Origin of the sequence: Escherichia sp. E4742, assembly GCF_005843885.1 — a bacterium.
In the GTDB taxonomy this organism is placed as follows: Bacteria; Pseudomonadota; Gammaproteobacteria; order Enterobacterales; family Enterobacteriaceae; genus Escherichia.
Genome location: NZ_CP040443.1, coordinates 1,094,936 through 1,118,703 on the forward strand (window position 1 = coordinate 1,094,936; position 23,768 = coordinate 1,118,703).

Genomic DNA, 23,768 nt, shown 5'->3' on the forward strand with positions numbered 1-23,768 from the left:
TGGCGCGGGGAACATGATCAACGTCGCGCTGTGATAGTTTGCTGTAACGGTTTATCCCCGCTGGCGCGGGGAACATGGCAATTTGCAGCCAACGCTTACCATTTCTGCCGGTTTATCCCCGCTGGCGCGGGGAACATATCAACTGACTCTATACTACAAAAGAGATAAGCGGTTTATCCCCGCTGGCGCGGGGAACATGCGTCCTGAAGGTATTTTCACGTCAGGGAAAACGGTTTATCCCCGCTGGCGCGGGGAACATCAGCAATGGTACCGGGTGGAAAGATGCTCTTTCGGTTTATCCCCGCTGGCGCGGGGAACATCAGTCCGCTCTGACCAATGCTGGACAGAATGCCGGTTTATCCCCGCTGGCGCGGGGAACATTCCAGGCTGTTCTCCCCACTCACGGGCGATTTCGGTTTATCCCCGCTGGCGCGGGGAACATCAGCCATGAACATCAGCTGTTCAGTGGTCTGCCGGTTTATCCCCGCTGGCGCGGGGAACATTTCTGATTGCCTTTAGTTTTTTGGCGTAATCTCGGTTTATCCCCGCTGGCGCGGGGAACATCTGAAGGGAAATGGCTCAGGTGTCCTGAATAACGGTTTATCCCCGCTGGCGCGGGGAACATGCCATCCGGCACTCCACCGGTTTACCGGTGAACGGTTTATCCCCGCTGGCGCGGGGAACATACTAAGCATATATGTTTGTTTTTAAACAACTTTATTTGACATCAACAATCTACCAACTAAATTCAAACATTTACTTATTTTTTAATAACGGATAACTTATTGATTATCAACAGGAAGAAAAGAAACCAACCGTAACCCATCCAAATCCACCGGAATACGTCTGTTTTCACCCCAGGTCTGAAATTCAAAACCCGACTCGGTATTGGTCGCCCAGGCCATCACCACATTTCCGCAACCTGCCAGTTGAGAGATTTGCTGCCAGATCATCTCCCGAATACGTTTGGACGTATCTCCGACATAAACACCGGCACGCACTTCCAGGAGCCAGATCGCGAGCCGTCCACGTAAGCGCGGAGGGACATTTTCTGTAACAACGACGACCATACTCATCCGCCGCGTCCCCGGTGACCGCTATCGCCCAGCGTTTCAGGTTCAGGGATGGCAGGCGGTAACATATCCGGCGCGGGTTGTGGTGGTTCAATTTCACCTGCGGCAAGCACTTCCTCGATTAACGGAATTAATTTGCCCGTTAACTTACTGCTACGGAAAATATCACGACAGGCCAGCCTCACTTCTTTATCTGGTTCTGCGGGTTGCCTCGCTGCTATTTCAAATGCCTTTGGCACAACCGAATCAAATTTAATGATATCGGCTATGTCATAAACAAATGAAAGCGGTTTGCCACTATGGATAAAACCAATAGCGGGCGCATATCCCGCAGCTAATACTGCAGCTTCAGAAATACCGTACAGACATGATGTGGCAGCACTGATGCAGCGATTCACAACATCACCTTTTTCCCAGTCTTTAGGATCGTATTTGCGACCATTCCATTTCACACCATATTGTTTCGCCAGTAATGCATAGGTCTGGCGAACACGGGAGCCCTCAATTCCCCGTAGCTGCTCCACTGAACGGCGAGCTGGCGGGGGCTCACGAAAACGTAATTCATACATTTTGCGCACCACCTTCAACCGTAGCTCTTCCGTTAAAGCCAGCTTTGCCTGGTAGAGTAATTTATCTGCCCGCGCCCCACCGGGTTGTCCGGATGAGTAAACGCGAACACCCGCTTCACCTACCCAGACCAGCAGTGTTCCCACCGTGGCGGCAAGATGTACCGCCGCGTGGGAAACTCTCGTTCCGGGTTCGAGCATAATGCAGGCGACTGATCCCACCGGAATGTGCGTGCGGATCCCGGTTTTATCGATCAGTACGAAAGCGCCGTCCAGTACGTCGATCTGACCGTACTGGAGGAAGATCATGGAGGTGCGATCTTTTAATGGGATCGGGCTCAGCGGTACAAACGTCATGCCTCTGCTCCGGGTTTGATAAGCATCAGACCACAGCCGAACGCCCGGCTTTTGCCATACCCCTGGCTCAGACGTTGCAGAAATAATCCGGGATCGGTGACCGTAAGCATCCCCGTATAATCCACGCAACTGAACTGGATCAGTTGCCGGGCGTTTTCCCGCCGGAGTTGCTGTTGTCGGTAGGCATCAACCGAAGTATCCAGCAGTGTAAAACCGCTTCTTTCCCCCTGCGCTGCCAGCCAGTCCAGCGCAGCCTGTTGTTGATGCAACCAGACATCAATTCCTTCCGCCTGCCCCCTCACCTGCCGTTTCGCCTCCATCAGCAGATCGTGGCGCTTGCCCGCTTTACAGATGGTTGGATTCGCCCGCAGGTTGAAGCAAAGGGATTGTCCGGTACGCAGCTCCGGCGCAAATGGTCGGCATTCGATGGTGAAAATTTCACTTTCCGCCGGACATTCCTGCGACAGGACAAAAAAGCGAAACGCGCCCTGGAGTTCTTCCCGACGATAAAGAAATTGCCTTTCTTTTCCGCCAGGGAAAAGATCCCACAGCCACTGATGCATCACATATTCACCGCGATCCACCAGATGCAGCAACTGCGCAGGCGAAAGCTGGCCGGTATGTAAGGTTATTCTTGAGAGGTACATGGTTCCTCCTTGCTGAGCCACGGCCCCTGATTGATGGTGCGCTCCCCAAACAGCCATTGCTGACGATTTAAAGGAACATCCCGGCGGCGTAATATTTTGCTCACGACCAGGCCATCGTGCTCCCCTTCCCACCAGCATTCATCCTGAAGTTTCGGGAGTGAGACTTTCAGTTTGTGGAAATGATCCTGATACTGTTTGTATGCGTTACGTAAGACATGAGACGCGTTGCCTTCGAACAGTAACGGCGCAAGAGGTAATGCCAGCGGATGACTTTTTCGCCCCAGATAAAGCGGAAAAACCGGATGGCGTAAACCTTCCTGCAACTGCTCGAGGCTGTATGGCGCATCGGTAGTTTTTGCTACAGCCACCATCCACCAGGCATCGGTGTAGTAGTCGCGCCGGGAGATAATCGCGCTCAGAAGAGCAGGATCGCTCAACTCTTCGCGACGGCTGAAATAACGCGCTTTACGCACCTCTTTTGGCATCTGGATCGTGTGATAATCCCGTGCCCAGCGCGGGTTACGGCTGGCGCAAACCACCAGTGAATAGTGGCGATTAAACGCGTTTAAGCGTTCGGTATCATCACGCCGGATCCCTACCCCGGCAGCCAGCAGCCCCAGCAATGCTGAGCGCGAAGGCAGTTCATGGGTATGACGCACTTCGCCGGGGGCATCGACGCCCCAGGATGCCATCGGCCCATGAAGCTGAAAAATCAGATATTGGCTCATAAGCCGCCCCTTACGCGCAGATAAAGTCCAGCACGTCCTTCATGCTTCCCTGTTTGTTCATCACGTCAAAACTTGCGTAATCGGTCTTCTGTTCGTAGACCGTATTCATGTTTTCGCGAAGAGTTGTAATACGCTGCACCGCCACCTCTAACTGACGGGTGCCATTAATGGGTTCATAGAAAGCTGCCGCCAGAGAACGCGGTTGATCGGTGCCTTTTTCTGCCAGCGCCCAGGAGGCATAAGCCCGGCTGGCAAAGCTGTTTTGTTTTCCGGTTGGAGAGACTTTGAGCGCGGCTTCCGTAAAGGCGCGTATGGTCTGATTAGCTAACGCTTCGTCACCGCCGAGGTTTTCTACCAGCAGATCTTTATCAATGCAGATATAGGTGTAGAAGAGCGCAGAACCGAATCCGGTTTCTCCCAGATGCCCGGCACCGGCATCTTCAGAAGCCTGGCGTAAATCATCAACGGCGGTGAAAAAATCATCTTCGACAATCGTTTCACTGACACCAAACGCGTGCGCGACCTGGCAGGCGGCTTCAACATTAAACTCAGGTTTATTCGCCAGCATACGACCAAACATGGCGATATCTACCGCCATGCGATCTTTACGTAACAAAGAGAGATCTTCCTCTTTTGGCGCGCGCTTTTCTTCTGCCAGTTGATGGGCCAGCGCTTTTACGGCGTCAAATTCTGCCGGGCTGATATGGACTAACTGTTCAGTTTCGGCGTTACTGAGCGGATCTTTTGGTTTTTTGTCGTTTTTAGCTTTTCCAAGATAATCCGCAATTTTTGCCGCCCATTCGATGGCTTTTTTCTCTTCGATTCCTTTCTCAATCAGGATAGTTGCCGCCTCACGCGCAATACGCCCACTGCGAATACCAATATGGCCCGCCAGTGCCTGTTCAAAAAGTGCAGAAGTGCGCCACGCACGCTTCAGACTTTGCGAGGAAACACGCAGTCGTGTTGCTCCACCCAGCACCACAGTTTTCGGCGCACCGGTATCATCACGGTTAAGGTTGGCAGCAGGGTAAGCGGTTAACAAATGAAGCTGAATAAATGTCGTCATGAGATAGTCCTTTATTGATTTTGTTCGTTATCGGCGTCGCCAGCCTGGTAATATTCCAGCGCCCAGCGGATACGGATAAATTCGGTTGGCCGCTGCTGTCGGCGGTGATGATTGAGCAGGTCGTCGCTCTCCTGGCACCAGCGGAAAATATCTTCTGCCAAAGAGATAAGATTGACGGAACCATTTAATAATTTGACCGCGCGACGTAACTGACGTAGTAAATCATCCGGCGTTTTTACTGCCGACAGACGAGTAAAACGTCCCTCAGACATTACTGCCGCCAGCTGCGCGGCAAAAGGCTGCCGTTCATCAATAGCTTTTACATTGGCGCTAACTGCGGCGACCAGCGCCAGTGCGGTAAAACGCCACTCTTGTGCTTCAATTTTCCACAAAGTGTGGGTCTGCATCAGCAGAGAACGAAACCCTTCTGACAAGCAAACATCATTAACCGTTGTGCTACGCCGCAGACTGGCACGATTGCCGCGTTTAGCCTGCAACTCTTCGTGCCATTTACGCAGCGTGGCTTTGTGCTCCTCTTTTACAATGCTCATTCAGCAGCCTCCTGCTTTTTCTCCCTGGCGGCTTTAGCATTTTGCTTCTCCGCCGATGTTGTAAAATATTTCTTGCGCGCGGTCATGACGCGTTTCAAATCAACGGGCTCATATGGACTGGTGAATACACGCTCGTCAAAATCCTGACGCGCGAATAACCAAATTTCCTTTTGCCATTTGCCGAGTAATTCATCCGCATCCTGACCTTCTTCAATTCTGCGCACTAACCTCAGGAAGCGATGCTGAGTTTTGTTCCAGAAGTCGATATCCACAAAACTAAAATCCCCCCGTGCGCCTTTTGGATCGGAGAACCATGCTTCTTTCAATGCACTCCGTAACAGACTCAGAATTCGTGAAGCCGTTTGCGCAGCCAGCCGCAGTTTCGGTATCTGGCCTTCTTTTTTATTGAGCAGCAGCGGGAAATGGTGTTCGTACCAGCAGCGCGCTTTCATGTTGTCGAAATCATAGCCAAATCCCCACAGGCCCACTTTTGCCTGTTTCAGACTGCTGGCATTGAAGAGTTTCACCACCAAAGCGGGAAGTTCCGTATTGTTTTCTGATTTACCCGTTTCGATAAGGCCTAACCAGTCGCGCCAGATTAAACCGCCCGGTTGTGGTTTTACGGAGTAAAACTCGCCTCCCTCTTTAAGGGGTACACGGTAAGGCGTTAAGGGATGCTGCCACATGGCATAATTCGCACCGTAATTTTTTGTCGTCATCAGGCTCAGGAGCGCGTCGCTCTGCTCACCGCAAATATCGCAGTTACCGACTTGAGTGGTATTAAAATCAATACGAATACGGCGCGGCATTCCCCAGTACGCCTGGAGTTTATTGACCTGATCATAGGTTACCACCGCACCGGCCAGTTCGCTGGTTCGCGTCGGGCCAAGCCAGGGGAAAACCAGATCATCAAATTTTTTGGGTAACGGTAAGTCGGATTCATCCTGCGGCATCACATTGAGCCACAGTTTGCGCCACAAGGGCGTTTGTTGATTGCCCTGATATTCCTGTAATTCAATCAGAGTGGTCATCGGCCCACCGCCGCGCAAACCGGTGCGGTAGCCTTTGCCACCTGACGGCGCATTTAACTGTAGGGAGAACAGAGATAACGCGGAACAATGAGGGCATATATGTTCAGTCACGCCACGTTTAATAAAGTGGTCTTTATTAAACTTCGTTGTTTGAGCGCCGGGAATCTCAGGCAGTAGCGAAGCGACCGGAATTTTATCTCCGGTGAGCGCCTCGAAATCCTGCATAAATGAAGGGGAATCTGGCCCAAACTGGAAAGCGTGCTCTAAGGACAGCAATGCTTCCCGTAGCTTTTCAACTTCCAGTCCGTCTTCCCAGATATCATCCCAACGACGGTGATCTTTTGGCGCAAAGCTGGTTTGTAGTAGCCCCAGCAAAAACTGCCATGCCGCCCCCTGGAGATCTGCCCGCGGCGCAGCGATATCGACAACATTTTCATCCGCCAGATCGACTGGCGCCAGTTTGCCTGTCGTTCCGTCTTTAAGACGAACGGGCAACCACGGGGTTGTCAGAAGTGAAAACGAGTTCATACGCATCCTCTCGTAAAAAAGACCATCCCTGGCCGGTTGTCCATCCTTCCATCTTTTTCTGTGTATCAACTATTCAGAGAGTCCTGTCGCAGGCATCTCAATCAACCTTTCCAATCAATCCCTCCGTAGCCGAATACCCGCAACTTTCGTCATCGGAAACTAAAATCACGTTTGCCATCTCCGGATCTTGCCGCTGTTCAATGCACCACTGCCTGAACGCTTCCCCTTCCAGTAAAGAAAATTCATCCCGATGTTTTTTCCACCAGCTTCGACGCACTCTGACAACACTCATCTCCCATGCGTGAGCACCGGTGGCATAAGGCTTCACCACGCCGTTAATACAGGTAGCCAGCCACAGGGAAACAGACTCCTCAGCCAGACGTGTCGACTGTTTTTCAGGGAGGTAATCGTTGATATTGGCGGCATAGCCGGGCCTGAAGTTCAGCACAAACTTTTTAGCCATTGCGCGATCGCAGTAATATTTGCCCACTTGCTCCTGCTCGCTGCGGGCAAATCCTTCCGGCATTACCACGTCCTCACCGTAGACTGATTCAATAAGAAGGCGGGCTGAGTGTGGCATCTGAATAGCGCCTTGCTCACGCAGCACACGCTGGGTCAGCCAGATTCGCCCATGATCCGGGTAGACATATGCACTGTTACGCATGGCACTGCCGAACCATTCGTCACCAGGAGCGTCGTCCCAGACGGGGGCCAGAATCAGCAATTCAGGAGGGGAACGCTCGTCTTTTCCGTCACGCTTTAACTGACCATTAATATCGCGGATATGCCGCTGTAATCGCCCCGCGCGTTGGATCAGCAAATCGATAGGGGCCAGGTCGGAAATCATTTCATCCATATCGCAATCAACGCTCTGCTCCAATACCTGAGTGCTAATAAGGACTTTTCCGGCACGCTGTGAACCGTCTTCTTTACCAAAGCGTGCCAGCGTTTCCGTTTCAATTCGCTGGCGATCGCTAAAAGCAAAGCGGCTATGAAAAAGTGAAAGGCTGGAAGCAGGAATGACGCCGCGGGCAAGCAGCTGACGATGAATCTTAATAGCGTCATCGACAGAATTCCGAATCCAGGCGATGCATTTCCCCTGACTTACCGCCGATTCGATACGCGCAATACACTCTTGTTCACTATGGAGCCAACCCACGCTCACGCTACGCTCAACTTCTTTGCGCGTAGCTACCCGGTGTGAATTCACATCCGATTTCGTGACATGCGTCAGCCAGGGGTAATCTTCTTTTTCCAGGAACGGAGCTTCTTGCTGACCCTCTGCGCCACGCGCAAAGGCGGCGACGAGTTTGTCGCGCTGCTGTTGGGATAACGTAGCAGAAAGCAAAATGACGCTGTTTCCGCCGCGCGCCTGCCGTTCGATCAACCCTTCAAGAATGCACGACATGTAAGCGTCACAGGCGTGGATCTCATCAGCCAGCAGGATTTTATTACTCAGCCCCAGAAGCCGCAGATTATTATGTTTGAACGGCATCACCGCCATCATCGCCTGATCCAAAGTGCCGACGCCAATTTCAGCCAGCAACGCCTTCTTGTTACTGTCGGCAAACCAGGCCGCACATCCCTGACTGAACGTTTGTTCATCCGGTTCTTCTGACCCGACTAAATCACCGGACCAGAGTGATTCATTAAAGCGGTCCATTAATGTGCGGGCACTGTGTGCCAGCACCAGGCTGGGGCGAGATTCTGGAGAATAGAAAGCAAGCCAGGTTTTGACCAACCGATCGTACATGGCATTGGCCGTTGCCATTGTTGGCAGGCCAAAAAACAAACCCTGTGCTTTCCCCGCAGCCATCAACCTGTGCGCCAGGATAAGCGCCGCTTCTGTTTTACCTGCGCCAGTCACATCTTCCAGAATAAATAATTGTGGCCCTGGCTGGCTGATATCCAGATCCAGTACCTTTTGCTGTAACGGTGTCGGGTGCTCAATAAAAGGAAACAGCGTATTAATTCCGGTGAAAGGCACGGTTTGTGCTTTTGGCGGGAAGACGGTTAAGGCGTTTTGAGCCTGAACTAAAGCCTTTTGCCAGTAATCTTCAATATCCATTGTCTGTGCGACGCGTGGAAAAAATCGCGTTGACGATCCCGTCCAGTCTGCAAGTACGACGGTTGCAGAGATATACCAGGAAAGTTGTTTTATAAGTTCAACTCCCTCGTCCTCATCCCAGAATGCGGGGATCTCGATGAGCGGAAACAGTGGTTTGATTGCAATGAGAAAATCTCGTGCAGCAGCTTTATCTTCAGGCAGAAAATTATCCAGTTCATCAATACTGTCAGGAGGCCGACCATGATGCCCGGTAGTTACGGGCATCCACATATCTATTACCCGTTTGAGCTTGCGCGGAGAGAGTGAAGATGAAGGAAGCAACTCTTCGCATCCTCTTAAATAATGATGCCACAACCAGTAGCCCAGCGTTGAATGAGAGATTTTTTCGTAATTTTTTCTGGCACCTTCCGGCCTCCTGAGTTGTGGGTGCAGGTAAAGTTGCTGAAATGAGCGGGCAAATTTTCCCGTATCGTGCCAGCACAACAACCAGGCGAAAAATTGTGCTGGCTGCTCCGTGTTAGCGAAACCTAATTGACGAAAATAGTCAGCCAGCCCGAAGCAGTTGCTTTTAACCATTAAATAGCCCATTGCGGCTACATCCAGCGAATGCCAGCAAAGGAGGTGATAGTCGTCACCACCCTCTTTCTCGCCACGTCGGGTTTTTCCCCAAAAATCCCAAAAAGTCATATTAACAAAAGTCTCATCATGCCAAACCTGAATATATTTCCGCTGCATTGCTTTACAAAAGTCGAAAAAATAGTTTCACACATCTTTAATGTCTTTTCATTTCAGGACAAATCAAAAACTTCAATATTCTCCAACGCACACCCTTTTTTGTATAATCCGCCATAAAACAACAATAATTTGGCAGTCTGGCTGTATGTCATATACTCTGTCGGTAAATATTCGGAAATATCACGGCACCGGTTATATTCCCCCTTATTTTGACAGGTAGTTCAGAATCCAAACAAACAATTTATTGCTGATGGAACAACTGCTGTTGTTTTCGCGGGGACCAGGGGGCATACGTAAGCATAAAGCCAGCACAGCCTGTTATACTGATTCCCTGCAGAATAAGTTAGAACTCTGCCTGATTCAGAAGGCGTTTTCTTCATCGCATAAAAGTTGCCATGTCATTGATATACTGTTTGCTATCCCTTTCTTCATCATTAATACCGGTTACCTGAATATCAACAGGTAGGTATACCTTTTCTGAATACCTCCCCGGATGGACTGGCAATACCCATTCGTCTCAGCGTGGCATCAGCGGCTTTCGACACCTCACTGATATCCAGTTTCTCCGGTAATGCTGGCGGTAATATCTGCTCCAGACAATATTCCCGTCGCAACAACAACCACTCCCGTTGTGCTTCTGTACATTCAACATTGCCCATAACGAAAAGCCAGCGGGCAGAAGCTCTGCGCCAGCAACCAGCAGCCTCCAGTTTCTGCGCAACCGTGTCTTCCACAACTTCCGGGGTACTCTTTTTCCTGCTCAAAACATTAACTCACTGAAATAATATACATATATGACGGTCTCAGCGAACCGTCCATGCCGGACTGAAATCCTCTTCCTGAAACAGCTCCGTCAGCCCGCTAATCTGTTTCAACCTGAGAACTTCATCCTGGTCCATACCCAGCTCCGTACCAATACGTTCATCCGTCCAGCCCAGCCGCGACAGGTCCCTGACAATATCAGACATTGAAGTTATCTGGTGCTTCCCCCTGGCCCGGTTATGTCTAATGGTTGCAGCAATACGTGAGGCCTGTCCCTTTCTTTCCGGATTAATACAGGTCACTGGCAACCAGCCCTTCAGGCGTTTTCCCGTACCTGCTTCCCTGCCCAGTAATTGACGATGAAAACCATCCACGACCAGATAATGCTCCTTCTCTTCCGAGACAACCACAGGCTGCGTGAACCCATCCTGCTCCAGTGAATGTTTCAGCAGTTTCTTCTCACCCGGCGCCATGACATTGGGGTTATAATCGTTGGCCACCACCTCATCTGCTTTCACCCACAGCACACAGTCCACAGGCTCCTGTGCAAATGGACTGACCTCATGAAGCACCCTGCGCAGATGATTCAGGGCCTGTATGGCCTCTTCTTCTGGTCGTTCCTGGCTGAAGTACTGACGAATCATGTTGCTCAGTATCTCCGGTGTCACAGAATCCCCCATTCCTTCCTCCTTTCTTTCATACGCTGCAGATAACGTTCATAGTGCCGGGGTTTGTTCGGACTGAAGGAGAGGGTACGGCACCAGAAATCATTCTTTATGAGAGTCTTACAGATACGTCGCCAGGACGGAATATCCCGGCTCCCCAGGTCATTTTCCTGTTCATCCGGGATGTCATCCGGAAAGCCCCGCGTCTGATACCAGCGGAGATAGACAGCTATCTTGTTGCGGTAATGTTCTGCCGTTTTTTCCGGCATCACATCCAGCAGGAACATCGCGTAACTGCGCCAGGTATGATGGGCCGGTTTTGATATGCGCTTACGCAGGGCAAAATAAGCCCCGCTTTCATTGGCATAAAGTGCCCCGCTGGCAGCCCCTGACACCCGCTCACACATCCTGGCCCAGGTTTCCGGCTCCAGAACATGATAAAGCCACAGCCCCTTACGCTGTTCAGGACCAAAAGGCTCACAGACACGCATGTTGCGTAACGGCACACCGGCACGGTGCATCAGGTCATACAGGGGATTGTAGATAGCCCGGGTTCTGGTGTGATATATCCAGATATCACGAGTTTTCCAGTCATACAGCGGATACATGGTGTAGTAAAACCCTTCAGGCGATGCCGTTGTCCAGGGCTTATCATCGGCATATCTCAGTTTGCGCTGGGACACCAGTCCCATAAAGCGATTGAGCGATTCATCCGCACGGACACCAGTCAGCACTGCCACTCCACACCGGTTACCGGCAAACCAGGAAGAAAATGCCGGAACAAATTCTTCAAAAGTCATGGCATACCGGTAAAAGGGAAAATACGCCATATCCGTAATAGCCTCTTCAGGTGCCTGGCGAACCCACTCCACACCTGGCTCCCAGCATATCCACTCCGGCTGAAACTGAGAGACACCGTTTACCGTAGTCAGGGGGAGTGCCACCCAGTAAAAGGTTTCCGTCACATCATGGTACATTTCCCGCATCTTCTGAATATGTTCAATGGTGCACTGGTACTGGGCTTCCCAGTCAATAAACAATACAGAGAAATGACATTTTTTCCTGCGAGCCACATTTGCCACCAGATGAAAAAGCACGGTGGAATCCTTTCCACCTGAAAAAGACAGGCATACAGACTGAAAAGTTTCAAAGATCCACTCAATGCGGGCGGTTGCTGCACGCAGAACATTTTCTCCAGTAAGAATTTTTTCAGTTAAAAATGTATCACTCATTTTCCTGACTTTATGTCGAATAATTCTGTTTATGCATTCAGATAAACTTCATTAATACCATTACCGCCTTTGGGTAAAAAATAACAATAAAATTCATCAAATATCAATCTATTTTTGTTTATTACTCACTTCTTTTTTACTGGTAATGCTTCTGAAAAAAAATATAAACTTTCAACTTATACCATCCTTTCAACTTGTAAATAAGGGGATATGATGCCAGATGGTAAACGATTCAAATATCATTTTGCAGGAAGTATTCACTGTAATAGAACTACCCCTGATAAAGTTTATTCACGAAAGAATTATTCAACAGAACCATTTCCTGTTAACTTTGAACAATAGCACTTATTTTTATATGTATCGGGAATGCGTTGATGTAACCAAAACAAAGAAATCTGTGCCCATGGATTTCGTACAATTGTGTGTAGCGTATGACCTAATCAGGCTTGAGGACTCCCGCTGCAATGTTTTTTATTCAGACATTAGCCTGACAGACCTGACAGAAACGCTCCCAACTTCCCTTCTATATCACTGTCTATAGTACGTAATCTTAATAATGGCAGGCCACATTTCTTCAGTATACTGTTTTTAAGTTCATCACGTTCAGCCTGGACACTGGTCAGATGATAACCTCCGTCCACTTCAATAACCCCTAATGGTGTCTTCCCGACCTTATAGTAAACAACAAAGTCACAACTGGCCCGGTTGCGCATGAATAACAGCTCACGGTGTGTAAAATCTCCCCGCTCCAGCAACACCAACTGATTCAGCGCTATTTGTGAATGAAACATCATACTCCGATAACTATCCTGCGACATGATATCCCGCAACAGGCAGGCAACAATCTGTTCTGACTTAAAGCGTGAATCATTTGAATTCAATCTACTATTCAGTCGTTCCAGTGATTTGTCATACTCACTGTACAGCAAATCAAAAGCTGATATCACCGGGCTCTCGAAAATTTCTCCGTCATCAGCGTAGTATTTGATGTAACGAATCAGTGCCGCAATATGTCCAGCGTGGCGTTCAAATACATCATTACCAGTCACCAGCGTAAATTTATTTCGGGCCCTTGAAACAGCGACATTCACCAGTTCAGGATTATCAACAAACGCGATGTTCCGACTTTGCTGGCTGCTGCGTTTCTTATCCAGCACAGTGGAAAACACTATTTCATCGCACTCCCGCCCCTGAAATTTATGCACCGTCGATTTCACAAAATCAGCGGGCAGCACTGTTTCAGCCAGATTAACCTGTGCATTATATGGAGCGATGTATCCCCTGCTACTTTCTTCATCCCAGTAATGACCTTCCAGAGATTCAAGCTCCCTGAGATTTGAAAAATTACGGGTATGGTTTCCTTTTGCCGTGATGACCAGAGATAATGAGGCTTCACCTGAATCAACCGTTAGAGGTATCAGAGCATTATCATAAAACTGCTTATTACAAAATTGAATGATTTTAGGATGACAGCGATAATGCTCTTTAAGAAGAGTTACTGGCACCATGTTCCTGAACAACATACAAACCGAATCAAGTAGACTATATTTCTCACAATTATAGTATTCTGCCGGTGGAGATGGGCTGTTCGGGAGTAATACGGGAACATGTGGAAGTTGCTTACGATCCCCTACAACGATTACATTACGGGCACATCCCAGCCCAAGTATTCCCGGAATAATATCCTGCTGTGAGGCTTCATCAATAATCACATAATCAAGAAGGGCACCCTTACCGATAGAGTTAATAATCGAATGCGTGCTGCTACCAATAACCGGAAAACGCTTTATAAAACGGTCAAATTCATCCCTGTATGTCTCTGCCGAGAATGAATTTCTTGTTGAAATATTTCTTCGCAGATGTTGCTTTAAATAAAGCACAGACCATGATGTCAGGCTCCCCAGTAAAATTTTGAAATCAGATTTTTTTAATACTTCCTCATATTCATTCAGAGAAATTTGTTTTTCCCGGATAGTTTTTTCATAATAAGAAAGCTGAAGAAAAGTAAACAGTGCCAGCCTTCTCTCCGGAATCATCAATGGTTTGACTTTCAGTATCCTGAAGTTTAACAAAAAATCAATTCTGTTTCTGAATCCAATCCGCCTGTCAGAAAGGTAATGAATATAAGCCATCAGGTCGGTTGTTTTTTGTGAGGAAAATCGGTATTTGTGAGAAAAAAGCTCCTCCGGTCGAAGATTCTGACTCTGCCATTGCTGCAGGTATTTATACTCAATATTCAGCTCATTAATTTCTGCTTTTAACGAAGCGACCTGGTTAATGGCATTCAGGTGTTTTTTCACTTGTTGAAGTACATCATCAATCGCATTTGCAGACGGTGAGTCAGGTAAGACTTCCTCAGAACGCGAAATCGACGTTGAAAAAAACTGTTGCCTGTTCTCCGTACTCCCCAGTCGTGCCACCACATACCCCAGTTGCTGTTTGTCCATCTTTTCATAAACATTACTGACAGCTGAGTTATTATTGGACAAAATTGCCACTGTTTTATTCTGAATTAATATATTAGCAACAATATTGAGTATAGTCTGTGTTTTACCTGTTCCAGGTGGTCCTTCAATAACTGAAATCTGTGAGGAGAATGCCCGTTCGACAGCCAGCAACTGACTTTCATTAAGACCAAACGGAAAAATCAAACCCCATAGCGAATCACGTTTTTTACTCTGTCCTGAACAGTATGCATGCAAGGCGGTATCCGGATGAGGAACTATTTTCTTTATCTGCCTAAGGATATTCTCATCGATATTTCGGTTATTACCACGAGCATAAAAAATACGTTCATTAGCCACCCTACACAAGTAATTAAACACGGCATGCTCTGTAAATGCTGAACACTGTTGAAAGTCAAGGCCGGTCGTTTTCATGATGTAGGGTCACTCACCCTCGCGGTAATAAACAGCAGCATATTTATCACCATATATAATAACCCGTTCAGCCCGGGATGTTACAGCGTCCCCTTTCTTTTCGAGGAAAACATTTCGCAAATTTACAGTTGGCGTTATCTGACATACAGAAAGCGGACGAGTATATTTTTTCCCGCTGCGAAAATGACAGGTCAGCATAACCTCTCCGTCGTCATTTCCAGCCCACAGCGTCCAGTCGGTAATTTTATGAGTCTTATTTTCACCGTCAACATAAATCGTGACCATATTCTCACTCAGAAATTATCATTTAACTTACGGAAAATTGTTAAGGCACTCCCGATATTAGCTCCGGAGGATTTTCCACAACTCCGGGACTGTTAACATATTTCCGCCTGCCATATATACATTGAATTCAGTCATAACAGTCAATACCAGAATTACAGGAACGCGATGCCGATACGCTGGTTATTAAATACTGGTAGCCCTGGGCACTAATTCATCACGATACTCTGTATTTACTGTTTTCACTGCTTTTTACAACCATTCCACCAGGAAAAAGAGTCCATTTATCACGCTCCTCTTTAACGCCTGCCAGCCTAATTTAAGAATGGATACCGTGGGTGGAATAAACAATACTTACTCCGAACTGCTGTCATATTTCTGTTCTGGTATGCCACTATTTCGTGGGCACTCTTCACACCGCAATGAGTTTCAAGGAAACGAATCTCTTTGATTGTTCATGGTGTACACATTCTTTTGGGTTTATTTTTCATTATCATATTTTATCAACCATTATGGTTGTCTCTCCGGTTTGCCTGCGAGCTCCATCTGATAACGATTAATCAACTGATTCAGTGCCATTTCAGCCTGTTTTTGCTGCTGTTCGCTGTCGTTTTGTTGACGAGCCTCACCATAGCGCCGTAACTGCTCTTCTGCCGGGATATGTCGGTTAAAAGCCTGCATGATGCCAAACACCGCCGTTTTCAGTTCACTGACCGTCATGTATTTTCCCCGCTGTTCATCCAGACAGTTCAGGCGCTCAGCCAGTTGCTGTAAACGGATCATGCCTTCGTTCCAGCCCGTCATCGCCTCTTCCGGGAGCGCACGACTCCTTACACTCTTCTGCCAGTTATCCACCATTTCCTGTACCCGGGGATTATCGGGGAAAAGTACCATCAGTTGCTGCAGCAACTGCGCACTGCGCTGCAGGTTGTATGCCGGGGGTAATTCTGTCAGTCGCGTTATCTGCTGACCGGAAAGGGTTATCCACTCTGACGCATGATTTAACAGTGAGGATGTTCCGCTGAGCTGTGTCATCTGGTCTGCTGAAAGCACATCCGGTGGTGGTGTCAGCAGCGCCCTGAGTTGCTGCTCCGCCGGTGATGGCTGTGTCAGAAGCTGCCATCCCGGAATGGCCACGCTGACAGCCAGCAATGCCGCACAGACACCTGTTACAAACGGTTTCAGAAACGTGGGCGGGGTGTTTTGAAGGGAGGATGTGGGCTCTGTTTTTGTTTCAGAAACAACATACACCAGACGGGAGTTCGGCAGGGGCTGATGTTCCTGTACGTCCCGAGCATCAGACCGGAGTGCCTGAGCAGGAAGGGTTACCGGAGACGACGCTTCGCCCTGCACCGGCTGATTTTCCAGACGGGTGATATATCCCTTCACCATGGCTTCCGGTAAAGCCACTTTACTGCTCTGTTTAAGTTCGTGCCGGGCCAGTGTGTCACTCAGTGCCTTCAGGAATGTTTCGGTCTGATACAGCAGGGGCAGGTTATCACGGTCGTCCGGTGGCATGGCCCGGAGCGTTTTTTGCAGACGGTTGAACAGACCGGTAATAATTTCCAGCCGGGCGTGGGTATTCAGCGGCCACATCACTGACCAGTGATGCCGGGTCAGCGCCACAATCAGAGCCAGTCCTTCATTCAGGCCACTTAATCCTGTTGTATGCATCCGGGCGATGGTGTACCAGGATGCTGTCTGTAATTCCACACCATTGTGTTCATACAGACGCAGGCAAAGCGTTTCCACGTAACGCCAGTCCATATCCGGGCGTGCCGGGTGGGTCAGTTTGCTGATTTCATCGCGCAGGGCAGCATAATCCGGTAATGACCGGGGGTCACCACCGGTTTTCAGTTTCACTTCAGAAGTCATCGGCAGATTCAGTGTTGCTGTATTAAATCATGATTAACAGTTACGGAAAGAACATCAGTGTGATACCGGTACCCGGGAAAGGTATTCCACTGCGCGGATAATTGCCGGTGTCACATCCCACCGCCGTTTCAGAACCGGTAACAGCTCATTAAGGTTTCTGATATAACGTTCAGTGAACAGCCGTTGTCCGTCCCGGGTTAAATGAAAACCGGACTGATTACAGGTAATGGTGATATGACAGGTATCGCTGCCAATATATACGGCTTCCTGAGGTCTGAATCTGACATTCCAGTGCCAGGAGTACGGCGAGTGGTTCAGATAAAAAAGACGCATCTGAATATCGTTAAATAACGGGTTCATAATCAAAATCACAAAAAATATATTTTTCATCCGGACCACCCACACAGGGGCTGCCCGGATAAAAAAATCAGACATGATAATAAGATGAATTGTCCACAAACTGCTGTTGCTTAAGATAGCGCAGCAACACCCTGCCCTCCGGCATAAATGTTGTTCCGTAACGAACCAGCCCGGCATCTTTAAGTTCTGCATCAATGACATAATGCAACTCACCAGGCTGAGTCTGTTCCTGCATCGTCACGTCAACGCGCTTAATACGTGGCTCATACTTCAGCAGAACGTCTGAAAGCACGCGCATCAGTTGATGCGCCGTACCCGGCATTCCCTGCAGAACGGTTGTCATATCCGGCAGCCCATAGTCCGGAAGATGTTTAAGGCTCCCGGCCCGGGTATTCAGAATACGCTGCATGTTATCGAGCACCGACACGATGACCTGATTTTCTTCACTGACCTGATGGAGGTCGAGGCCACCGGTAAAATTTCCGTATAAGGTTTCGTAAAGGGAGGGGCTATGATGAGACATCACAACTTCTTCTCATAATCATTTAATCGTGGAAATAGTTCAATCAACACACTGGAAAGAAGATTACCGGAGTAAAAAATCGATTCGACATTTTAACTTTTCCTTTTTGACGCTGCTTTCTCAAATAATTAATATGCTGTCTGTTTTTTGATCCCGTAGAAAGCATTATTATAAAAAACACCAACAATCCCATATCGATAAACAAAGATATAAAATTCATTTTCACCAGATTATCAAGAAAATCTGAGACCTGAGAAAAGATAATCAACAACAGGCTAACGACCACAGGATATCGATACCCCATATCACGAAGTCGCTGTACATTTAGCAGCATAAAAACAAATCCTGTAGCACCTGCATCATTTTTGTGACATCCATTGACTACGCTCCCTGAACGATAGCATCGTTGACTTTGATGGCATTGAGGAGACATTCAATACAAATTTGGCCATTAAGTGGTGGATACAGGTCCAGGAGAAGCGGTATGGGTAGCGGCATTGTTGCCGGGGCTGCCACCATCGTCCGTTTCGTCCGCCGCAGATACGTCGCCATCGTACCGTACTCTATTTCCCCGCCTCCAGCCGCAGGTAACTCCCCCCGCCAATCAGCGTGATGCGTTTTTTCCCGGCAAAGGAGATGTCACTCGCTGAGCTCAGTGTCAGCTTCTTCTCAGCAAACAACCGCATGCTGCCGTTTTGCGCCTGTACCTCTACCGGCCCTTCCCCGGATTTCAGGCTAAGTTGACCGGTGCGGGCAAAAAGCCCCGGCCTCTCTCCGGCCTGCACGGTCATTCAGCACACGACCTTACTCAGGTAGTGTATAAACGCTACCATTGTCATCTCGTTTCAGCAGTTTCCAGCAAGCCCTGTGCTGCTTACCGTGCTTATCCTCAAACGGGGGCATTTTCTGCCCTTCGCGGGTCTGGATGTACTCGGTGGTGCCATTAACCATCGCGGCCCATTGTCCGGCATGGGGCGCTATTTCATCGGTCCAGCATTTAATGCGTTCGGGGGCGCAAGATTTCCCCATTTCTTCTTTATCGAGCAGGGCGCTGGCTTCGTCAAAACGGGCAAACCATGCCATTGAAGACGCTTCTTCAAACTGAAGTCCTTCATATTCTGAGTAAAAATGCAGACCATTGCGTCCATCATAGCGAATGGAACGAATGACCTGGTTCACCTTCACCAGCAGCGGCGATAAACCTTCTGTTTTCATCTCTCCCAGTGGCGGGGGGAGTTCACCGGCTTTAAGTACAACACCATTGTTATAGGGTAGCAGGCTAATTTCAGGCGTTTTAGCTAAACGATGTTTTACTCTCTCTGCCCCCCCCAGTTTTTCCAGCCACGGCGTACCGAGAATGGTGTACCAGCAGGCACCTTTCAGCCCCTCAACGGCTTCACCGCCTTCAAGCGTCCCAAGAGAATCCACCATCACACCCGGAAAAACGCTGCGCCAGGGCGAATTCATAGGGAAACATCCGTTCGAATGCATAAGGAAGTGCAAACGACAGTCCTGCATAACCACTTTCCACGGTGAAGTTGTCACACAACCACATCAGCCAGGCTTCATATCGCTTTTTACCATCAGCTTCTTTTAGCAAGGACAATGGAAATGTTAGTTTAATAACTGAACGGTCATTGTCATTATGAAACACCCTTTTTCCCATGATAAGAATGTCGTAATCGGGGGCTAAAAAATCCTTCTCTGCGCTACTCAGATACCAGGAAAAAATCTCTTCAGGCGTTGAATCGAGGATCTCCTGCCGCTTTTTGGCGTAGTTATTATCAGTGATGCCAACCCAGTTTTTGGTGATCGTTTTTTTCAGCCAGGGTTTAAACTCCCCATAGAAGCGATCCACGCACTCCACCATCCTGCGGCGGACTTCTGGCGTATGTCCGTCCTTAAAAAAGACGGTGATAATCAGACCGAGATTGACTGCCGGACTGCCGTCTTTGTATTTCACGGAGGCTTCCGGCAGCCATTTCTCAATGTAGTTCAGCTCAAAATCATGCAATTCCATACCTGCTCCTGTTTAACCAACTGCCAGTACCGCCGTACCCGTACCGAGAATCGTCGCCAGTGTTCCCCAGGCGCTTATTGCCAGACGAACAATCAGTAAAAACGCGCCAATAATGGCTTCCGGGATACCCAGCGTTACGACCAGTCCGCCGACACCCACAGCAACCAGAATAACGCCGACCGTTTTCGCGACGTTGGTTAAAACCTGTACCCAGTCCACCTGTTTCAGCATATCAAGCGTCATATCGGTGGCGTGCTGTATTTCTGTCCATGCGACCTTAATCTGGGCGTTGGTCCAGGATTTCACCGACTTACCGGTTTGGCTGGCCCAGACCCAGACCTCACTTCCCTGCCGGTAAACCCACTCACCGCTGTCGTTAAGCCAGCTGGCTGCTGAATTCAGGACCAGTTGCATCTCTTTTGACAGGGCATTCCAGCCTTCAGCCACACCACGCACCGCCCCCTCACTGAGGTCAGATACTACTTTACCAGCGTAAGTCCAGGGCTCTATTCTGGCAGCAACGGGGGTTGATGGCGGACGGGGCATAAAGACTGGCGGGTAAAGAGCCAGCGGCCAGTATTTCGCGCCGCTGGTCTGCCAGGCTTTCATCGTCACGTTGACCACCTGGTCAACCCACTGGTGCTCTTCCGGGCGACAGTCGTGAATCTCCAGAATGGTCATGCGGGTTCGGTTCCTGCCCACAATCTGCATATATTCGTTGTACTGCTCCCGAGAAAGAACATCCCCCGGAAACTTCACCTCCACCAGACGGGCCAGGTTATCGCTGTGCATATTACCTTCAGTATCCGGCCCCGCCAGTCCGGGCCAGCGGTCCTCCTTATTTTTAACAATAATCACGTCCGGGCGGCGGTAAATGCCCCTGCCGGGCACAGGGAAAGGATTGGTCGTGTGGCGACGGCCAGCACCGTCTTTTTCCAGCAGCGTACTGCTCAGAAAAGGGCGTGGCGGCGTAGTGCGCATATCAAACGCCACCTCCGCCTTATAATACCAGCAGTAATTGCGGGCGATTTCATCCACGCGAATAAGACCACTCATAATGGTCTGCTTAAGGCTCATCTGGTAAGTTTTACCTTTCCGGCGGATTTGTACCGACAGTTGCGGAAAACGCATGGCGTATTCCACCTTTATATGCAGGTACTGACGGTTTTCCGTGGTTGGCAAACGCGACTGCTTTTCGACCATTTCGACACCCGTCGTAGTGCAGTCCCACGGCTGGTTGTTCGCCCCGGTGGGAATATCAGATGTCGGTGTCTCGGGTAAATCGGGCATTTCCATTATGACAGGCTCTCCCTGAGTTCGGTTTCCAGTTGCTGCGTATCGGTTTCCCCCACAAACCACATCGTTTCTTCGGGTTGTGGTTTTTTAACAAAAAAATGCAGTTCCACATCCTCCTGTTGGCGGGTGTAAATCGGCACGGAGCGGCCTTCGTTATCGCTATACCCCGTTACTGTCTGACCTGATGGAGTGGTGAGGCGATAGGGGGTATTGACCAGAATATTGCCGTGTTTGTCCTGCAACCGATAGATAGCCGAGTAGATATGCGAAGTACTCATACGGGGGAATGCCATCGGCATACTCTGCGCAGCCGCCGTCATCGTCCGCTTCACCCGACGCATACAGGTTGCCGTCGTGCCGTATTCAACCTTCCCGGCCTCAAGTCGCAGATAGCTCCCCCCACCAATCAGCGTGATGCGTTTTTTCCCGGCAAAGGAGATGTCACTCACTGAGCTCAGTGTCAGCTTCTTCTCAGCAAACAACCGCATGCTGCCGTTTTGCGCCTGTACCTCTACCGGCCCCTCCCCGGATTTGACGCTCAGTTGACCGGTCCGGGCAAACAGCCCCAGCCTCTCTCCGGCCAGCGCGGTCAGGTTGCCCATTGTTCCGGTACTGATATCACCTCCGGCGTTGACAGCCACATTTCGTGCTGCACTCATCTGCATATCTTCACCGCTGGTCAGCGCCATTCCTTCCGGTGCCGAGAAAAGCACAGCTTCATTGAGCGGTTTCAGCCGCTGCTCAAACATCTGTATCTGACTGTCAATATCAGCCTTCAGCGCCTGTGCCCGTTCTGCGGCATTTTCCAGTTGCTGCAGTTGCAGATTAAGCCTGTCGATTTCCTTCAGCGCGGCATCCATATCCAGTGCCTCGCCCTGTGCTTTCGCCTGCGCATCCGCAGCAACAAAAAGCCCCTTCCCTGCTCTCAGGGTTCCCCACTCATCGGTACGCAGCTCTGTGCCTTTACCCCGCAGTTGCCCCTGGCTGTCCACCAGATGCCCACTGTTAAGCTGTGTCTTACCGTACTCCGTGGCGAGTTTGATATGCTCCTCACCGCGCCTGTCCTCCATCCGCAGTTTTGAGTTAGCGGGGGTTCTGAGGATGTTCCGGGTGTGATTGTCCCGGTTCACGGGGTCAGGATGCTCAGCGTCGTGCAGTGCATACGCGATGTAGGGCAGGTCAATATCGCCATTGCTGTATGCAATCGCTACTTCGGTGCCATCACTGAGCGGCGTATGCCAGCCCAGCGTTTCACCGGCACAGGGTTTTGCCATCCGCAGCCACAGGTAGCCGAATCCGGGTTCCGTCCCCTCCCGGTCAAAGTCCATCTTCACCCGGTAGCGCCCCTGCCCGTCCAGATGGGCGTAGATATCATTCTTCTCGCGACTCTCAATCCGTGCCGGAAGCGTGCCCGGGATAACCGGACGCGGGATTTCTGCCGGTCGGAAACAGTAACGTTCGCTGTAAGGCATTCCCCATGCTGACACATGCAGCCGGGAATCCCGGGCTCCCCGGTAAGTCACCAGTGTGAGGACTATCCCTTCCTTCAGGTCCGTAATGACATCCCCCTGCGGTTCCAGCACCTGCCCGGGGGAGAGGTGTGCGGCGTTGCTGAACAGGTGAATGCGGGTCGACCTGTTGAGTTCCCGCTCGTGGTGAAGCCGGGCGTAAAACGCACCAGATTCGGTTTCCGACTCCGGGCTGGCATCGTCTCCCGCTTCACGATAAGGTGCTGCGTAACGGTAATGCTCCCCGGTGGTGACCGCATCATTACGCACGCTGACCGTCGCATTCATCGGCGTGGTGGCTGTCCGGTAGTTGTAATCACGCGTGGTGACAGTGCCGGTGGCGACGTTGTGCCAGGTCCGCACATCCCAGACCGATTCTGCTGCGCCGTCGAACAACCCCGAGGGCTCGTTGTAAGGCAACCGCACATCAAACTGGTAGTGAAGCTGGCTGTCGGCAAAAATGTACGTATCCAGTCCGCGCACATCATCCATCTCCGTGCGCCAGTAAATCCCCACCTCAGACAGAATACGCTGAATGAACTGCAAATCTGTTTCCTGCCACTGGGTGATAATTTCACGCGACGGGTAAGCGCGTTCCAGTCTGAATTCAAAATCAGCGCCCTCCAGCCCGTGTTTGCGCAGCACCTGCTCCACCACCTCAGGGACGGACTGGTTCTGAAATACGGCACACTGCCGGGTGTGCTCCAGCAGTGCCAGACGGGAGCTGAGTGTAAGCCGGTAGTGGGACTGGTCTTTCGATGTGGACAGCCATTCCAGACGGGTCACAATGCCATGGACATTTTTGCCGTTACGCATCCGCAACGACGCATATTTCATCAGTACCTCTTCCGGAGGAATGTTCGCATTCCGGGAGGTGAACCCGATATCCCATCGGAACGGCTCACTCAGTGCTTCCCTGCCACGAAAGCGTAAAACATCAGGCTTTACTGCACTGCCATTAATTTCCAGAAAGTAACGGGTCTGCCCGTCAAAAAATGCTGACCGGTTATCCATCA

18 protein-coding genes, 4 pseudogenes and 1 CRISPR repeat array (1 of these 23 cut by a window edge) are annotated in these 23,768 nt (G+C 49.9%); all 22 genes and pseudogenes read right to left on the reverse strand.

The features are described 5' to 3' along the window. Positions 1-686: direct repeats of the CRISPR family, unit length 29 nt; unit sequence CGGTTTATCCCCGCTGGCGCGGGGAACAT (it extends 319 nt beyond the left edge of the window). A 96-nt stretch (positions 687-782) separates the two neighbouring features. The 22 genes and pseudogenes from cas2e to FEM44_RS05410 all read right to left on the reverse strand — a co-directional run bounded on the left by cas2e (position 783) and on the right by FEM44_RS05410 (position 23,766). Next, complete coding sequence (gene cas2e, locus FEM44_RS05315; RefSeq protein ID WP_000063170.1) at positions 783-1,076, reverse strand: type I-E CRISPR-associated endoribonuclease Cas2e; 294 nt, start codon at positions 1,074-1,076, stop codon at positions 783-785. Further along, positions 1,073-1,996, reverse strand: coding sequence for a type I-E CRISPR-associated endonuclease Cas1e (gene cas1e, locus FEM44_RS05320; RefSeq protein ID WP_135523284.1), 924 nt, complete (start codon positions 1,994-1,996; stop codon positions 1,073-1,075). The genes cas2e and cas1e overlap by 4 nt, the downstream gene beginning before the upstream one ends. Next, positions 1,993-2,643 (reverse strand): type I-E CRISPR-associated protein Cas6/Cse3/CasE, encoded by a 651-nt coding sequence (cas6e, locus tag FEM44_RS05325; RefSeq protein ID WP_135523285.1) that lies wholly within the window; start codon positions 2,641-2,643, stop codon positions 1,993-1,995. Before cas6e ends, cas1e begins: the two co-directional genes overlap by 4 nt. After that, positions 2,625-3,371: a type I-E CRISPR-associated protein Cas5/CasD gene (gene cas5e, locus FEM44_RS05330; RefSeq protein ID WP_135523286.1), complete on the reverse strand. Its 747-nt coding sequence runs from the start codon at positions 3,369-3,371 to the stop codon at positions 2,625-2,627. Before cas5e ends, cas6e begins: the two co-directional genes overlap by 19 nt. 10 nt (positions 3,372-3,381) lie before the next feature. Beyond that, entirely contained in the window at positions 3,382-4,437 is a 1,056-nt protein-coding gene (gene cas7e / locus FEM44_RS05335; RefSeq protein WP_135523287.1) for a type I-E CRISPR-associated protein Cas7/Cse4/CasC, read from the reverse strand. 11 nt (positions 4,438-4,448) lie between these two features. Continuing rightward, positions 4,449-4,988 carry a type I-E CRISPR-associated protein Cse2/CasB gene (gene casB, locus FEM44_RS05340; RefSeq protein ID WP_001402458.1) on the reverse strand — a complete coding sequence of 180 codons (540 nt, stop codon included), beginning with the start codon at positions 4,986-4,988 and terminating at the stop codon, positions 4,449-4,451. Continuing rightward, positions 4,985-6,547: a type I-E CRISPR-associated protein Cse1/CasA gene (casA, locus tag FEM44_RS05345; protein ID WP_138158922.1), complete on the reverse strand. Its 1,563-nt coding sequence runs from the start codon at positions 6,545-6,547 to the stop codon at positions 4,985-4,987. Before casA ends, casB begins: the two co-directional genes overlap by 4 nt. Positions 6,548-6,644: 97 nt before the next feature. Then, on the reverse strand, positions 6,645-9,302 hold the full coding sequence (gene cas3, locus FEM44_RS05350; protein ID WP_135523288.1) for a CRISPR-associated helicase Cas3': 2,658 nt from the start codon (positions 9,300-9,302) through the stop codon (positions 6,645-6,647). Between the two features lie 503 nt (positions 9,303-9,805). Continuing rightward, the gene (locus tag FEM44_RS05355; RefSeq protein WP_135523365.1) at positions 9,806-10,084 is read right to left on the reverse strand and encodes a PerC family transcriptional regulator; all 279 of its coding nucleotides are present in this window, start codon (positions 10,082-10,084) and stop codon (positions 9,806-9,808) included. 69 nt (positions 10,085-10,153) lie between these two features. Beyond that, a complete protein-coding gene (locus tag FEM44_RS05360) occupies positions 10,154-10,792 on the reverse strand; it encodes an IbrB-like domain-containing protein (RefSeq protein WP_135410386.1) in 639 nt (212 codons plus the stop codon). Further along, entirely contained in the window at positions 10,777-12,009 is a 1,233-nt protein-coding gene (locus FEM44_RS05365; RefSeq protein WP_135523289.1) for a phosphoadenosine phosphosulfate reductase, read from the reverse strand. Before FEM44_RS05365 ends, FEM44_RS05360 begins: the two co-directional genes overlap by 16 nt. Before the next feature lie 482 nt (positions 12,010-12,491). After that, positions 12,492-14,660 carry an AAA domain-containing protein gene (locus FEM44_RS05370; RefSeq protein WP_135523290.1) on the reverse strand — a complete coding sequence of 723 codons (2,169 nt, stop codon included), beginning with the start codon at positions 14,658-14,660 and terminating at the stop codon, positions 12,492-12,494. Between the two features lie 237 nt (positions 14,661-14,897). Further along, entirely contained in the window at positions 14,898-15,173 is a 276-nt protein-coding gene (locus FEM44_RS25410; RefSeq protein WP_240726881.1) for a hypothetical protein, read from the reverse strand. Between the two features lie 507 nt (positions 15,174-15,680). Continuing rightward, positions 15,681-16,205, reverse strand: a complete 525-nt coding sequence (locus FEM44_RS25415) for a VasL domain-containing protein (protein ID WP_240726891.1) — start codon at positions 16,203-16,205, stop codon at positions 15,681-15,683. Positions 16,206-16,256: 51 nt separating this feature from the next. Beyond that, a pseudogene (locus FEM44_RS25420) lies at positions 16,257-16,388 on the reverse strand (POTRA domain-containing protein); the annotation flags it as partial. Between the two features lie 342 nt (positions 16,389-16,730). Beyond that, positions 16,731-17,045 (reverse strand): annotated as a pseudogene (locus FEM44_RS25425) (type VI secretion system ImpA family N-terminal domain-containing protein); the annotation flags it as partial. A 54-nt stretch (positions 17,046-17,099) separates the two neighbouring features. Then, positions 17,100-17,405, reverse strand: a complete 306-nt coding sequence (locus tag FEM44_RS05385) for a hypothetical protein (RefSeq protein WP_033884774.1) — start codon at positions 17,403-17,405, stop codon at positions 17,100-17,102. A 67-nt stretch (positions 17,406-17,472) separates the two neighbouring features. Then, a complete protein-coding gene (gene tssE, locus FEM44_RS05390; protein WP_135523292.1) occupies positions 17,473-17,928 on the reverse strand; it encodes a type VI secretion system baseplate subunit TssE in 456 nt (151 codons plus the stop codon). A gap of 381 nt (positions 17,929-18,309) precedes the next feature. Continuing rightward, positions 18,310-18,716: pseudogene (locus FEM44_RS05395) on the reverse strand (DUF2345 domain-containing protein); the annotation flags it as partial. Positions 18,717-18,732: 16 nt separating this feature from the next. Next, a pseudogene (locus FEM44_RS05400) lies at positions 18,733-19,948 on the reverse strand (DUF3396 domain-containing protein). 12 nt (positions 19,949-19,960) lie between these two features. After that, the gene (locus FEM44_RS05405; protein ID WP_135523294.1) at positions 19,961-21,244 is read right to left on the reverse strand and encodes a VRR-NUC domain-containing protein; all 1,284 of its coding nucleotides are present in this window, start codon (positions 21,242-21,244) and stop codon (positions 19,961-19,963) included. Beyond that, positions 21,244-23,766, reverse strand: a complete 2,523-nt coding sequence (locus tag FEM44_RS05410) for a type VI secretion system Vgr family protein (RefSeq protein ID WP_135523295.1) — start codon at positions 23,764-23,766, stop codon at positions 21,244-21,246. Before FEM44_RS05410 ends, FEM44_RS05405 begins: the two co-directional genes overlap by 1 nt. Positions 23,767-23,768 lie beyond the last annotated feature (2 nt).

Excerpts from the sequence above, each read along its gene's own strand:
- FEM44_RS05360 (WP_135410386.1), bottom strand. The coding sequence starts at position 10,792 with ATGGGGGATTCTGTGACACCGGAGATACTGAGCAACATGATTCGTCAG.
- cas1e (WP_135523284.1), bottom strand. The coding sequence starts at position 1,996 with ATGACGTTTGTACCGCTGAGCCCGATCCCATTAAAAGATCGCACCTCC.
- cas6e (WP_135523285.1), bottom strand. The coding sequence starts at position 2,643 with ATGTACCTCTCAAGAATAACCTTACATACCGGCCAGCTTTCGCCTGCG.
- casA (WP_138158922.1), bottom strand. The coding sequence starts at position 6,547 with ATGAACTCGTTTTCACTTCTGACAACCCCGTGGTTGCCCGTTCGTCTT.
- FEM44_RS25415 (WP_240726891.1), bottom strand. The coding sequence starts at position 16,205 with ATGACACAGCTCAGCGGAACATCCTCACTGTTAAATCATGCGTCAGAG.
- tssE (WP_135523292.1), bottom strand. The coding sequence starts at position 17,928 with ATGTCTCATCATAGCCCCTCCCTTTACGAAACCTTATACGGAAATTTT.
- FEM44_RS05365 (WP_135523289.1), bottom strand. The coding sequence starts at position 12,009 with ATGAGTGATACATTTTTAACTGAAAAAATTCTTACTGGAGAAAATGTT.
- cas2e (WP_000063170.1), bottom strand. The coding sequence starts at position 1,076 with ATGAGTATGGTCGTCGTTGTTACAGAAAATGTCCCTCCGCGCTTACGT.
- FEM44_RS05385 (WP_033884774.1), bottom strand. The coding sequence starts at position 17,405 with ATGAACCCGTTATTTAACGATATTCAGATGCGTCTTTTTTATCTGAAC.
- FEM44_RS05410 (WP_135523295.1), bottom strand. The coding sequence starts at position 23,766 with ATGGATAACCGGTCAGCATTTTTTGACGGGCAGACCCGTTACTTTCTG.
- cas5e (WP_135523286.1), bottom strand. The coding sequence starts at position 3,371 with ATGAGCCAATATCTGATTTTTCAGCTTCATGGGCCGATGGCATCCTGG.
- cas7e (WP_135523287.1), bottom strand. The coding sequence starts at position 4,437 with ATGACGACATTTATTCAGCTTCATTTGTTAACCGCTTACCCTGCTGCC.
- cas3 (WP_135523288.1), bottom strand. The coding sequence starts at position 9,302 with ATGACTTTTTGGGATTTTTGGGGAAAAACCCGACGTGGCGAGAAAGAG.
- FEM44_RS05405 (WP_135523294.1), bottom strand. The coding sequence starts at position 21,244 with ATGGAAATGCCCGATTTACCCGAGACACCGACATCTGATATTCCCACC.
- FEM44_RS25410 (WP_240726881.1), bottom strand. The coding sequence starts at position 15,173 with ATGGTCACGATTTATGTTGACGGTGAAAATAAGACTCATAAAATTACC.
- casB (WP_001402458.1), bottom strand. The coding sequence starts at position 4,988 with ATGAGCATTGTAAAAGAGGAGCACAAAGCCACGCTGCGTAAATGGCAC.